We start from the raw sequence: 13,796 nt of genomic DNA, 5'->3' as shown, positions 1-13,796 counted from the left end.
CCGAGCCTAGGCGAGGTGCCGACAGGCGGGGCAGAGCGTTTTGGTTACTTTGCCGCTTTTGCAAAGTGACTCGCTGTAAGAGCGAAACCATAGGCAGCCGTTACTTAAATAACGGATATGTACCCAGAGCCCCCCCCAGCGAAGCCAGGCAAAACCCCCAATCCCAACTAAGCTCACCCCCCAACAAAAACAACACCGAGCGCCCCCAATGACCCACCCTACCGAGGCCTTCCGCGCCGCCTACCGCGCCAGCATCACCCACCACTACAACCCCTGGCTCCACGCCGGCTTCGTGTTCAGCTACGGCCTGCTCTGCATCACCCTGTTCTGGTCCACCACCCAACACATCCAACCCCTGGAATGGCTGACCATCCCCCTCACCCTGGTCTTCTTCAACCTGTGCATCTACCTCGTTCACCGCCACCTGGGCCACCACAAACACCCCGTCGCCCGCCTGTTCTACGCCCGCCACACCGGCGACCACCACAGCTTCTTCACCCCCGGCCACATGACCTACGACAGCCCCCGAGACTGGCGCGTCATCCTCTTCCCCGCCTGGCTCATCCTGATCCACAGCCTGGCCATCACCCTGCCCGCCTGGTGGCTGCTCAAACACCTCAACCCCAACGTCGCCGGCCTGTTCGCCGGCTGCATGATCCTCGGCTACCTGCTCTATGAATTCTTCCACGCCTGCGAACACCTGCACCCCGACCACCCCGTGGCCCGCCTGCCATGGATCCGCCAGATGCACCACCTGCACGCCCTGCATCACCGTCGCGAACTGATGCAGGGGCGCAACTTCAATATCGTCCTGCCGCTGATGGACTACCTGTTCGGCACCCTGCATTGGGAACCGCAAACGCCCGAATCAAAAAAAGCCCAATAAAAAACGCCCCACCTAAGTGGGGCGTCTACCAGTCGCAAAAGTGTTTATGCGCCCTTATCGGCCAATGATGTCCTGGCTGCAGATATGCCCCAGGCTCACGTAGGGAACGTTATCGCCACCGACGCCGACATTCGGCAACTCCTTGAGGTCGATGCGCCAGCCGCCGACGTTGTACCAGGTGTCCCAGAGGTACTTCACACCGGTGCTGCTGTCGTAGTACTGGGCACGGTAGTCACCGACACAACCGCCCAACTCCGCGCTCCCCGATGTTTTGCCGGCACTATCGGTGACGGCCGAGAATACCGTCCAGTTGAAGTCCGGACCCGGAACAAAACGCTTGTCGACCTTCAGCTGTGAAGTGACCCCCACCAACGGTGCACCCGTGCTGTCTTTCCATTCGGTTCTCCAGGTGATGAGACGACCGGCCTGGGTCGCCAGGGGGGCGACGCCCACCGGGATTCGGGTCACCGTTCCGCCCCTCGCATCGGAGTCCGTCAGGTGCGGACTTGAACCGAACGTCAGCTTGTACTCGGACTTGGCATCCCACACCTCAGCGGGGTTGGCCCGCACGCGCGCCTTGTAGACAAAGCCCGGTGCGCGGCTGGGAAAGGTCGCTGTTGAGCCACCCGGAATGTTGACCCAGGCACTGCCGTTGAAGTACTCGAAGATCCACTGATTACGCACGCCCTTGTCGTCATCACCGAGGAACAGGCTGACGCCCTGCCCGCGTACAGCGGCGAAATCGAAGTAGTCAACGTCATCCGGGCTGTCGAGGTTGCCCGTCAGATAATTCAAGCGGTCCGGCAAGGCGAACGCGGTTTCCGCGGTGTCATTGGGCTCGTAGGCGTCAATCGCGGTGTTGACGATCGCGCCGAAGTCGAAGGCCGAACCGTCAGCCACCTTGGCCTCCAGGAACCAGTAGTAGTCCCCGGCTTCAAGCATGCCGCTGATGACTTCGTCGCTGTTGCCCGGGTTATCAGACGTGATCAGTGCCGTCAGGTTGTTCTGCCCGTCGTCCTGGAACAGCGTCAGGGCCATTTCGGTCCCCGGCTGCTGACCCGCGAGGTAAATCTGCACCTTGGCCTTGGCAGGCACATTGAAATGGAAGCACTGGGATTGGCCACTCAGCAATCCGTCATAGCTGTAACCGACATTGATATCGAGGCTGTCGCACAGCGGCACAAACGCGGCCTGGGCAGCAGGCGCCTTGGCCGATTTTACCAGCCGTGACACCGCTGCAATCTGCACGCTTTCAGAGGGCTTCGCGACGCTGGCAACCTGCCTGGACACACCGACGGGTTTGGCTGTTTGTGCGACCTTGAGCTTATCCAGCACCTGCGCCGAAGACGCCGTGGCCGGCACCTTGCCCCCGGATTTCAGGGCGCTCTTGACCGCTGCACTCAAGCTTTTTTCGCTCAGGTGCACGCTGCTCTGCGAAGGGTATTGCTCGGCCAGGGCAAAGGCCGAAACGAAGCTGGCAGCCATCATGGCCGCGCCCAGTACAAAGGCTTTTTTAGATTTCATTTTTTATCCATCCATAGTTAAAAAATTGAAGCTCAGGTGACCGGTGACATCCGGTCACCTGGGATGGAATGTAGGATAAAGCTGTATATATGTACAGCAACATTGGAAAATCTTTTGCAGCGACTACCCTTTAATCCAGACGTACCAGAGCCCAGCACCTACAAATCCAGCCATCCCAAAACGATACGGCCAAAGCACCCAGCGCTTGAGAGACAGGGGAACAGACGCCAGCTCTGCCGCCGTCACATCCCCCCTTCTGATATGCAGCTTGGGGAGCGAAAGGAAGTCGACAATCAGACTCAGGCGCATGTATCTGTCGATCAGTTGGTTTCTGCGCCAAAACCGTTTGTTGTCACGGACCAAAACGTTATCGCTGAAGTAGCTTTCCAGTTCATCCAGTTTTTTGTACTCGACGAATAACTTCAAACCCAAAAAAACAAACGGCCACACCCCCAATAAAATCACGGTAAACCCGTGTAACGACATACTCATGCCTCTTCCCCCTCATAGATCAGGTCACCGGCCATTTCTCCAAGCGATCCCCCCACGGTTCCACCGGTATACCCTCCTGCAGCACCGCCAATAATCCCGCAAGCGAGTTCCCCTTTCCCTCGAGTAGCGATGCCCAAAACGACCTTACACAAACCACGCGCCAACTTTGCACCTAGTGCCCCGCCACCGGCAGCACCACCTACTCCACCCACCAACTTCCCACCTTGCACATACTTCGCCCGCCTACACATCGCCTCCCTCCCCTCCATACACGCCTCCTTGACCTCCAGCCCCGCCACCCCCACATCCAGCGCCAGCCCCACATACGTCCCCTTGCCCAAAAACCTCGACGTCTCGGCAATGCTGCGAACCCGCTGCGTATAGCCCACGATTTCACTCTTGTGCAGGTAACTCTTGGTGGAAATGCCCAGCACTTTCTTCAGCGATTTATTGGTTTTCAGGCTCGTGCCAAATCGCGCAGCGCCTTGCAATTGAATATCCAGACGTCGGAACAACATCTGGCGCTGCTGGATAAACGTCTCCTTGTTCACAGCACCGCTCTTCAGTCGCTGATGCAGCCGTTCAACCTCCTCCAATGTGTGCTGGACCTCGTCCAGGTGTCGCCCCCACGCCGACGTCGCGCTGCCGACACCCAAGGAGCTGTAACCCAGAAAGCTCTGCAGCAAGTCATAGTTATTGACCACCGCCGTCCCCGCCGAAGCATCCAGCTCCAGGTTGCGTCGAATCTCCTGGGCATGGCGCATCAACCAGGCATCATCGGCGGTACACGCCACACCGTAGTCGTCGGGAACGATCACCATCTGCCCCGGCGTCACCAGGCGGGCCTGACGCAAGTGCAGGTTCAGTGCGTCGAACTGATCGGAGAGTTGCCGGCTGGACCCGGTCAGCAACCGGGATTTCAAACTGAGGTAGTCCGTGGTGCGGTCATTGATGTATCCCTGCGCCATCACTTACATCCCTGATGTAATGAATATGGCGCAGGAATATAAGCAGCCGAACGCGGCCCGGACACAAGGCTGGGACGGCTGAAATTACATTTGGGAAATCACCTACCTGGCAGGTAATTAATGCCTACAAAAAACCTCGACCTCAGTACCCGGTCATCTCCAGGTACCCCACCCCACCCGGGAACTTCACCGGCCCTTCCCAGTAAGGAATGCTCAGGTTCATCCAGGCTTTGGGATTAAGCGCCTGGGTAGTGATGTCCAGCTGCTTGCCCGGGATTTTCAACGACCACTGGGTAGGAATGCTGCGCCCATCAATCGTGGTGGTGCCCAGCGGTGTCAGTTGGATGTCCTGGTTGTGCAAGGTCTGGGTTTGGCCTTGCTGGTCGATCCAGGTGCCCGTCAGGTATGACGGCCCGTCCTTCTGCCGCACCCGAAACAGCATCAACTGCTCACCACTGTCCAGGTGCAGGGAGAACCAGTCCCAGCCGGTCTGGCTGGCGGTGAGGGGCTGGCTGCTCCATTCGCGGTCGAGCCAGGCGGTGCCGGTGACCTGATAGGTCTTGCCGTCGAGGGTCACGCGGCCATCCGCCTGGAAAAACGGCTGGCTGTAGTAGTACGACGCCTGGCCCTGGTCGGATTTGCGGCTATAGCCGTTATCGCCCTGGAGCACCAGCGGGCGGCCGGAGGTCAGGTGCAGGTCGTAGTTGAAATGCTCACCGGCTGCCGTCAGTTGCATGTCCGCCAGGGGGCTGGCGGCACCGGGGCGGGTGGCGAAATTCCAGTCATCGATCCACGCATTGAACGGCACCGCCTGCGCTCCCGCCTGCCCCACGCCGCCGCGAGCGTAGCGTTCGGTGGCGTAATGGCGGGTGGCCGAAGTGACGGCGGCGTGGCCGAGCCAGAGGGTCGAGTCGTGCCAGCCCGGCTGCGTCGGCCCGGCCTTGAGGGCGTTGCGAAACAGTGTCCATTGCACGCCGTAGGCATTGCCCTCGGCGTCCTTGAGGTTGGCGGTGAGGTACCACCATTCGATGCGATAGCCATCATGGGGGCCGTGGTCTTCGGGAAAGCTGAAGACCTTGCCGGGCACCACCTGGGCGAAATCCGCGGCCTGGCTTCCGAGCCCGGCGAAGCTCTCTTCAGGCGCGGGCGGTTTATCGCAGGCGCCCAGCAGCAGGCACGTCGCCCACAGCAGGTACTTAATCTTCATTGGCAAAGGTCCTCAGCAAATCCGCCGGGCGACTGCGGTACAGCTGCCACAACGGCCAGGCCGACGCCAGCAAGGTGGCCAACATCGCCAGGCCCAGCAGTTGCGCCAGTTGCCACGGGAAGACCTGCAACGGCAGGCGCCAACCGAACGCCTGGACATTGATCACCACGTCCAGGCACCAGGCCAGCAGCAAGCCCAGCGGCAACGCCAGCACCAGGGTCAGCACCGCCAGCAGCCAGGTCTGGCCGAGGTTGAGCAGCATCAGTTGGCGTCGCGTCACCCCCAGTGCCCAAAGCGGCGCCAACTGGCCAAGCCGGCTTTGGCTCTGGGTCAGCAGGCTGATGAACAACGCCACGCCGGCCACGCCCAGGGTCAGGCTGTTGAGGGCCGCGGTGGCGGCGAACGTCCGCTCGAAGACCTGGCTCGACCAGCCCTTGAGCTGCTGCTGGTCGACGATGCGGCTGTCTTCCAGGGCAAACTGGCTCTGCACTTCACGAACAAGCAGCGGCACGTTGCCCGGCAATACCCGCAAGTTGAAACGCGCTGGCGACAATCCCGGCCAGTGCTGCAACAGGTGCCTCGCATTCACCAGCAGATGGCCCTTGGGGTTGCCGTAGTCGGCGTAGATCCCCACCACCTTCGGCGACCAGGGGCCTTGGGGCGTGGGAATGCTGATCACCTCCCCCAGCCGCACCTTGAGCCGGCGCGCCATTTGTTCGCTGAGCATCAGGGTGTCGTCTTGCAGCAACTGGTCCCAGGGATCCGCCGCCGCTTCCAGCAACGGCCAATGCTGGCGATAGGTGGCGTCGTTGACCACGCCGAACAGGTCCGCCGGCCAACCTTGCAGCTGCACCGCGACCTGCCAGGTCGGCAGCACCGTCTGCACCAGCGGTTGCTGCACCAGCCAGGTGTGCAACTGCTCGGCCTGGGCCGGGGTTTGCGGGTTCAGGTACAGCTCGGCGGTCAGGCGTTGTTCCAGCCAATTGTTGAAGGTCTGGCGAAAGCCCGAGGTCATCGAGCCCGCGCCGATATTGGCGGCCAACGCCAGCAACAAGGCCATCAACGCCAGGCTCAGGGCCGGCAATTGCTGGCGGCAATCGGCGAGAAACCATTGGCCCAGCACCGAGCGGCTGCGCCCCAATACCGTCTTGAGTACGCCATTGAGCACCACCGGCAAACCCAGTGCAGCGCCGAGCAACAACGCGGCCATCAAGACAAAACCGCTGGCCAGGCTATCGCCGAACGCCAGCGCCAGCAGCGCGATCGATAAAGCCGCGCCCGCCACCCAACCCTGGCGTCGCAGCCAGCGCCCATGGGCTTGGTGCCAGGCCTGGGCATTGGCCAGCGCCAGCAACGGCAAGCGCGCCGCCCGCCATAAACTGCTGGCCCCGGCGAGCAAGGCGCCGAGCAAACCCAGGCCCAGGCCGCTGAGCCACCACCACGGGCTGAGGCTCAGTTGGCCGGGCACTTCGGCGCCGTACAGGCCGCGCAAGCTGGCGGCCACGTCCGGCAGCAACAGGCTGGCCAACAGATACCCGCTGGCCACGCCCACCAGGCCACCGAGCACGGCCATGCCACCGAGTTCGACTGCCAGGCTGAGGATCAGCATCCGCGCACTCACCCCGCACGCACGCAAGGTTCGCAGCAGGCCGCGCCGTTGCTCCAGGGCCAGGCCGATGGCGGCGTGCACGATAAACAGCCCCACCACAAAGGACAGAAAGCCCAGAGCATCGAGGTTCAGGTGGAAGCTTTCCGTGAGGCGCGCGAGGTTGTTTTCCTCAGCCTGCTTGAGCTGCAGTTGCGCACCCAGTTCCGGCGGCAAGGTGGGATGCGCGGCGGCAAAGGCCTTGTCCAGCAACAACCGTGACAGGCGCTGGGGCATGTCCAGCAGCGGTTGGGCGAAGCCGATGTCGGTCAGCAACAGGCCGGGGGCCATGTCCGCTTGAACATGCAGTGGCGGCAGCGCCAGCCCGCTGGCCGTCAGCGGTTGGTCGCCCTCTTTCAGGCCCAGCACCTGCGCCGTCTGCGGCGCGATCCAGGTGCGGCCTGGCGGGTTGAAGAACGCGATCATCTGCGCCCGGTCCAGGGTCTGCCCGGCCAGCGCGCCACCGCCGGGCAACGACACCGGGTCGATGCCCATCACTTGCAGGCGCTGGTCTTCATGCCCCTTGAGCAGCACGCGGCCCTGCACCACCGGCGACACTGGCCACCCGGCGCGGCGTAACTCGGCAAACAGCGCCTGGGGGAAACTGGCACCGTCCGGTGCGCTGAGGCTGGCCTGGGGTTCGCCGCCGATCAGTTGGCTGGCGCGGGCATAGCTGTCCCGCGCCTGGCTATTGAGGGCTTGCACACCGGTCAACAGCGCGGTGGCCAGCCACAGGCCGGTGAGCACGCTGAAGAACTGCACCGGGTGGCGACGCCAATGGCTCAGCAGCGCGCGCAGTGTCCAATGGAAGACGCGCACTTCAGCGGGCGTCCGCCGCAAGCACCTGGCCACGGTGCAACACCACCTGCTGGTCCATGCGCGCCGCGATACGCGGGCTGTGGGTGACCATCAACAGGCTGGTGGGGCTGTCGCGCAGCAGGTCCAGCAGCAATTGCAGCACGTCGTCGCTGGTGGCTTCGTCGAGGTTGCCAGTGGGTTCGTCCGCCAGCAGCAGGCCCGGGCGCGATGCCAGGGCTCGGCCCACCGCGACCCGTTGCTGCTGGCCGCCGGACAGCTGTTCGGGGTAGCGCTTGAGCAAGTCGCCCAGGCCCAGGCGTTCCACCAATTGCGCCTGCCATGCCGGATCGAGGCGTCCGGCCAGGCGTGCCTGAAATGCCAGGTTGTCTTCCACCCGCAGGCTGCCGATCAGGTTGAACTGCTGGAACACCAGGCCGATCTCGGTACGGCGCCAGTGGGCCAGTTGCGCTTCGCTCATCTGGTCCAGGCGCTGATTGCCCACCAGGATGCTGCCACGGTCGGCCTGGTCGAGCCCGGCCACCAGGTGCAGCAGCGTGCTTTTGCCACTGCCGGACTCGCCCATCAGCGCGAGGCTGAAACGCGCGCCCAAGTCAAGGTCGACACCCGCCAGCACGGCCAGCGGCCCTTGCGGCGTGCCGTAGCTCTTGAATACCCCTCGTACCTGCAGCATCACGCTTCCCCACCGGTTTATGGACTGAGTCCGAGAATAACGGTTGTCACATTTTTATGTCACAACCATGGCAAAAGGAGCGCCCTATGACCCGCTGCAAATTTTTCACATTGATTTCACTCGGCCGCCACCTGCCGAACTTTAAATTGCCGCCCATGCACAGATAACGGGCTGGTTATTTTCAAACGCTTGTTAATGCAAATGAACAATTTTTTATATTGGTATGTTCAGCAAAAAGACAGCGCGCCTGTGACACGCTTTTGCACATTCCTGCATAAGCGTTCGTCACTTGGCGCCTTGCCTAACTTGCCACTGCCAGTTACCGGATTACGCCTGGAAGTTACCTATGGTGAATAGTGTGGTTGACCTGAGTCTGAGCAAGTCGCGCTCGCGCTGGGCCTTTTTAAAGCAGTTGAACAAGCTATGGCTTGGCGTGGCCGGTATCGTGATGGTCAGCCTGGCGGTGACGGCGTTTATCTGGTGGCCACGCTCGCCCCTGGACCTGGGCGTGGGCCATCGCCTGCTCACCTCCGGCGCCCTGGAAGCCTGGCGCAACGGCGACCTGGTGGTGCTGGTACGTCATGAAGAACGTTGCGACCGCTCCTCCCATCCCTGCCTCGGCCCGGCAGACGGCCTGACCGTTATCGGCTCGGTGGCCGCTACCGCCACCGGCAAGGCCTTCCAGACCCTGGGCATGGAAAACACCGACGTACTGAGCAGCCCCACCACCCGCACCGCGCAGACCTCGCTGTTCATGTTCGGTAAATCCGAATTGTCACCCGGCCCACTGGCCATCTGCGGCCCCGCCATCGGCGAGGAACTGCTTCCCCACAAACTCCCGGACCGCAACTTGCTGCTCGTCACCCACAGCGCCTGCATCAGCGACTTCGAAGAAGCCCTGGGCTTCGAACACGCCGCCCATGCCGAATATGGCAGTGCCCTGTTCGTAAAGGTTCTGCCCAATGGAAAGTTCAAGGCACTGGGTATTATGAACCCCAAGGACTGGGCGGCCGTGCTAAAGCAACTTTGAACACTTATTTACATTTGAACATTCAAACTTGTTCAGCAAAAAGACAGCCAAGGCATGAGATCTTTTACAGTTTTAATTCAAACTTACCTGGACGCCATTCATAGCTTGCTAATCATTTAGACACTCACCGTATGATCATGACTTTCGATGACTCATTGGACGCTCCACGTTTAACGAGCTTGACTAGGGCGCATGGATATTCAACTCCGCGCCCACCAACAGACTGTTTAAGGAATAACGTTCTGTGCCGTACTTCTACCCGAACACGCTCCACCCCTCGCGCATGGCTGATCCAGCGCTCGCGCTGATACACCGTCAATACTGCTTGAGAGTGCAATAGCCATGACCCGCCTTAAACCATTGCCCGTATTGCTACTGGCATTCGTGATGTTCTATTTGTTGCCGTTGGGCCTGCACGGCCTGTGGATTCCCGACGAAACCCGCTACGCCCAGATCAGCCAGGAAATGATCATGAGCGGCAACTGGGTGGCACCGCACTTCATGGGCGTGCGCTATTTTGAAAAACCCGCCGCCGGCTACTGGCTGATTGCGCTGGGCCAGGCGGTGTTTGGTCAAAACCTGTTCGGCGTACGCATTGCCTCCGTGCTGACCACTGGCCTGAGCGTCATGCTGGCCTACCTGATCGCCCGGCGGTTGTGGAACGACCCGCGCAAGAGCTTTGCCTGCGCCCTGCTCTATATGAGCTTCGGCCTGGTGGCCGGGCAAGCCGGTTATTCCAACCTGGATCCGCAATTCACCTTTTGGGTCAACCTGAGCCTGGCGGCGCTGTGGTTTGCCCTCGACAGCTCCACAGCTCGCACTCGCCTCGCCAGTTGGACGCTGCTGGGAGTGGCCTGCGGCATGGGCTTCATGACCAAGGGATTCCTGGCGTGGTTGCTGCCAGTACTGATCGCCCTGCCGTACATGATCTGGCAGCGTCGCCTGGGTGAACTGCTGCGCTACGGCCCGCTGGCAATTCTGGTGGCGGCCGTGGTGTGCCTGCCCTGGGCGCTGACCATCCACCTGCAGGAACCGGATTACTGGCGCTTCTTCTTCTGGCATGAGCACATCCGCCGGTTTGCCTCCGACAACGCCCAGCATGCTCGGCCCTGGTGGTTTTACCTGCCGATGATGGTGGTGTCGTGCCTGCCGTGGGCGGCGCTGCTGCCGACCACCCTGTGCAAGACCTGGAACGAAAAGCGCCAACCCGCCATCGCCTTTCTCGCCCTGTGGATGCTGCTGCCCCTGGGCTTTTTCAGCTTGAGCAACGGCAAGTTGCCGACTTACATCATGCCGTGCCTGCTGCCGCTGGCGCTGCTGATGGGCCATGCATTGATCGACCTGCTGGCGAATGCCCGCACCCGCACGCTGCGCTTCAATGGCCTGCTCAACCTGGGCATCGGCCTGGCAGCGATGGTCACGCTGATCTACCTGCAAATCGCCAGGCCGCTGTACGGCAACAGCCACAGCGAGATGTTCAACCTGTCCCTGACGTTCATCGTGCTGATGGGCTGGATGCTCGCCAATCTGCTGCAAGCGTTTCGCCCACTGACGCTGTGGGCGATGCCGGCCCTGGGCATCGGCCTGCTGGTGGCACTGTTGCCTGCGGGCATGCCGGCGATGATCGAAGATAACGAGATGCCCGACCAGTTTGTGCTCCAGCACCTGGACGAGCTGCAACAGACCCACGCGCTGTTGAGCAACGAGCTGGGCTCTGCCTCAGCCCTGTCATGGCGCCTGCGCCGGCCCGAGGTGGCGTTCTACGACACCGAAGGCGAGTTGCGCTACGGCCTGCAATACGCCGACTCGATGCACCGCAAGGTCGGCCTGGACAGTGTTCAAGCCTGGCTCAAACAGGCGCGCCAGCAAGGTTCGGTGGGCGTGCTGATGCGGGTCAGGAGCACCAGTGAAATGCGCGAAGCCGGGCAGTTGCCGCTGGGGGGCAAGCGTTATTACAAAGGTGACCTGGAGATCATCATCTACCCGCAATTGCCGTAACACGACAGCACTAGTGTGGGGTGACCCATTCAACACTCATCCCACATTGGAATTGCTTGATGAATTTCTGGAAAACCGAACGCGGCGCCCTGCTGCTGCTCCTGGGTGTGTCCGCCGTGATCCTGTTGCTGGGCCTGGGCGCCCGCGACCTGTGGGGCCCGGAAACCCGCTGGGCGAACATCACCCTGCACATGCTGCAGAGCGGCGACTACTTCGACCCCTACCTCAAGGGCACCCCGTACTACGACAAACCCCTGCCGTCGTACTGGCTGATCACCGGTTTTGCCAACCTGATGGGCGGCCTGGGGCCGTGGTCGTTGCGCCTGTCGTCGGTCATCTCGGCGTGGCTGAGCATCTGGCTGGTCTACCTGCTCGGCGAGCGCCTGTTCCGCAAGGGCACCGGCCTGATTGCCGGCTGGATGCTCGCGACCACCTTCTACTTCATCTTCTGGGCCCGGGTGGCCACGGCAGATGTGCTGACCGTGTGCGGCGTGCTCGCGGCGGTCTGGTGGTATTGGCGCGGGCCGGACGATACGCGGCTGGGGCGCTACACGGTGTTCTTCCTGTTGCTGGCGGCGACGTCGCTGTTCAAGGGCTTGATCGGCTTCGTGCTGCCGGGGCTGGTGCTGTTGCCGCACCTGCTCAGTGAACAACGCTACAAGCGCCACCTCAACCTGCGCCTGGTGCTGGCGGTGATCATCGCCGGGGCGTTCTACGGGATTCCGTTTGTACTGTCCCATCTCTACGGCGCACCCACCTACGGTGAAAGCGGCCTGGAACTGGTGTTCCGGGAAAACGTGGTGCGCTTCTTCGACCCGTTCGACCATATGGGGCCGATCTACACCTACCTGATCTACCTGCCGGCCTACACCTTGCCCTGGGCCCCCTGCTGGATCCTCGGCCTGTGGCTCGCCGTGCGGCACTGGCGCGACACCCCGCCCAACACGCGCTGGCTGGTGTGGGGCCTGGGCCTGCTGTTTGTGTTCTTCACCGCCAGTGGCAGCCGGCGCAGCTACTACGTGCTGCCGCTGGTGCCGTTCGCGCAGTTGCTGGCGGCGTGGTGGGTCAGTGAGCGCATTGCCCGCAAAGGCACGGTCGGCCGGGGTTGGTTTCGTGGGTTCGGCATTGCCGCCGGGGTGATGCTGCTGGTGCTCGGGGTGGTGTATCCGTGGACCAATGGCAACGGCGGCGTGACCCGTTTTGCCGAGGACGTGCAGGCCCAGGCGGTGCAAAGCGCGCCGTGGAATGAGTGGCAGATGGTGATGGTGGAAGTCGACAACAAGGTGCCGATGTACCTGCAAAACGGTGGGGCGCCGTTCTACTACGTGGCCGAAACCCAGGACTTCCCGCGCCAGGGTGACAGTGCGGCGTTCATGGCGTGGCTGGACAGAACCAGCGGCCGGCACTTCGACCCGCAACGCACGATCATTGTGGCGCAGTACACCAAGGATGAGCCGGCGCCGCTGGCGTATCTGGGCAGCGATCATCAGGTGATCAGTACCCGGCCGGACAATGGCGAGCGGCTGTTCCACAAACGTGACGGTGGCAGCGTGGCGTTTATTCCGACAGCGCCGTGATCGGGGGTTTGGCGGTGAGTCGGTGAAAAGCGGCCAGCACGTCTTCGGGTTTTTCGAGCATCAGTTGGTGGCCGCATTCGGGCAGCAACTGGAACGTTGCATTGGGTAGATGCCGGGCCAATGCTTCGCCGCCGCTGGCGGGTGTCAGGCCGTCACTGTCACCGGCCTGTACGCTCACGGGCAAAGTCAGGGTGAGCAGTGCGTTGGCGTCTGGCCATTGGGCGTTTTTCATCAGGGCCTTGAACATGTGGAGCGGGTTACGCTCGGTGAGCTTTTCTTCGTAGGCGACCAGGGCGGGGTCGGCCTTGGCGTTCCATGCGGCCTGGCGGAAACCTTTGGCCAGCAGTGGGCGCAGCCATTCCAGGATCCAGGCGGGCAGGCGCATCAGGCCGCCGCTTTTGCCGGGGCGGTTCAGTTGGGTGCCCAGCAGTAATGCGGCTTCGATGGGGATCGCGGGTTTAGCCAGCAAGGTACTCAGGGTCAGGCCGGTGCCGAACGAGTGGGCGACGATCAGGTTGCGGGGGCCGCCGTAGCGGTTGAGGATTTGCAGGTAGTCGGCGACCAGTTCCGGCCAGGCGTAGGCATCCGCGTTGTGGGGTTTCGCGCTTTCGCCGTGGCCTAGCAGGTCCCAGGCGACCAGGCTGTAGCCTTCGGTTTTCAGGGCTTGCCATTGGTGGCGCCATTGGTCCTTGTTGCCGCCGGCGCCGTGGCAGAAGAACACCACCGTGTCGGGTTGGGTGGTGCCCACGTGGTGGGTGAGGCTCAGGTGGCGGTTGGGGCGGATTTCCAAGCTTTGGCCACGGATCAGTGGCAGGTCATCGAACTGGGTTGTCATGGGGGGTTAGATTCCTTGGTGACTGGGATTGGGGGCATATCCGTTTCTTCGGTTATGGCCGCTATGGGTTCCGCTCTTACAGCGGCTCACTTTTGAAAAGCGCAAAAGTAAGCAAAACGCTCTTGCCCCACCACTCGGCACCTCG

The 13,796-nt window shown here is 62.0% G+C and carries 11 protein-coding genes; 4 read left to right on the top strand and 7 right to left on the bottom strand.

The window, feature by feature from the left end; all coding sequences use genetic code 11:
- Positions 1-208: 208 nt before the first annotated feature.
- Positions 209-886: a sterol desaturase family protein gene (locus tag M2400_RS32830; protein ID WP_177122136.1), complete on the top strand. Its 678-nt coding sequence runs from the start codon at positions 209-211 to the stop codon at positions 884-886.
- 54 nt (positions 887-940) lie between these two features.
- Here the strand turns inward: M2400_RS32830 and M2400_RS32825 are convergent, their stop codons facing one another.
- The 6 genes from M2400_RS32825 to M2400_RS32800 all read right to left on the bottom strand — a co-directional run bounded on the left by M2400_RS32825 (position 941) and on the right by M2400_RS32800 (position 8,211).
- On the bottom strand, positions 941-2,410 hold the full coding sequence (locus tag M2400_RS32825; protein ID WP_259201332.1) for a PPC domain-containing protein: 1,470 nt from the start codon (positions 2,408-2,410) through the stop codon (positions 941-943).
- Between the two features lie 123 nt (positions 2,411-2,533).
- Positions 2,534-2,902 carry a hypothetical protein gene (locus M2400_RS32820; RefSeq protein WP_259201331.1) on the bottom strand — a complete coding sequence of 123 codons (369 nt, stop codon included), beginning with the start codon at positions 2,900-2,902 and terminating at the stop codon, positions 2,534-2,536.
- Entirely contained in the window at positions 2,899-3,870 is a 972-nt protein-coding gene (locus M2400_RS32815; protein WP_177048815.1) for a hypothetical protein, read from the bottom strand. The genes M2400_RS32820 and M2400_RS32815 overlap by 4 nt, the downstream gene beginning before the upstream one ends.
- 142 nt (positions 3,871-4,012) lie before the next feature.
- A complete protein-coding gene (locus M2400_RS32810; RefSeq protein WP_259201329.1) occupies positions 4,013-5,077 on the bottom strand; it encodes a lipocalin-like domain-containing protein in 1,065 nt (354 codons plus the stop codon).
- A complete protein-coding gene (locus tag M2400_RS32805) occupies positions 5,067-7,541 on the bottom strand; it encodes an FtsX-like permease family protein (RefSeq protein WP_259201328.1) in 2,475 nt (824 codons plus the stop codon). Before M2400_RS32805 ends, M2400_RS32810 begins: the two co-directional genes overlap by 11 nt.
- 1 nt (position 7,542) lies before the next feature.
- A complete protein-coding gene (locus M2400_RS32800; protein WP_259201327.1) occupies positions 7,543-8,211 on the bottom strand; it encodes an ABC transporter ATP-binding protein in 669 nt (222 codons plus the stop codon).
- A 346-nt stretch (positions 8,212-8,557) separates the two neighbouring features.
- Here M2400_RS32800 and M2400_RS32795 point away from each other — a divergent pair, with 346 nt between their 5' ends.
- The 3 genes from M2400_RS32795 (at position 8,558) to M2400_RS32785 (ending at position 12,816) form a co-directional block, all read left to right on the top strand.
- Complete coding sequence (locus M2400_RS32795; RefSeq protein WP_259201326.1) at positions 8,558-9,241, top strand: histidine phosphatase family protein; 684 nt, start codon at positions 8,558-8,560, stop codon at positions 9,239-9,241.
- A 342-nt stretch (positions 9,242-9,583) separates the two neighbouring features.
- The gene (gene arnT, locus M2400_RS32790) at positions 9,584-11,239 is read left to right on the top strand and encodes a lipid IV(A) 4-amino-4-deoxy-L-arabinosyltransferase (protein WP_259201325.1); all 1,656 of its coding nucleotides are present in this window, start codon (positions 9,584-9,586) and stop codon (positions 11,237-11,239) included.
- Positions 11,240-11,298: 59 nt separating this feature from the next.
- On the top strand, positions 11,299-12,816 hold the full coding sequence (locus tag M2400_RS32785) for a glycosyltransferase family 39 protein (RefSeq protein WP_259201324.1): 1,518 nt from the start codon (positions 11,299-11,301) through the stop codon (positions 12,814-12,816).
- On the opposite strand, the gene M2400_RS32780 is transcribed toward M2400_RS32785, so the two are convergent.
- Positions 12,797-13,651 (bottom strand): alpha/beta fold hydrolase, encoded by an 855-nt coding sequence (locus M2400_RS32780; protein WP_259201323.1) that lies wholly within the window; start codon positions 13,649-13,651, stop codon positions 12,797-12,799. The genes M2400_RS32785 and M2400_RS32780 overlap by 20 nt on opposite strands.
- Between the last annotated feature and the right edge of the window lie 145 nt (positions 13,652-13,796).

Source organism: Pseudomonas sp. BIGb0558, assembly GCF_024807515.1.
Lineage (GTDB): Bacteria > Pseudomonadota > Gammaproteobacteria > Pseudomonadales > Pseudomonadaceae > Aquipseudomonas > Aquipseudomonas yamanorum_A.
Note: the sequence above shows the minus strand (reverse complement) of the source record. Positions and strands in the feature narration are given on the sequence as shown.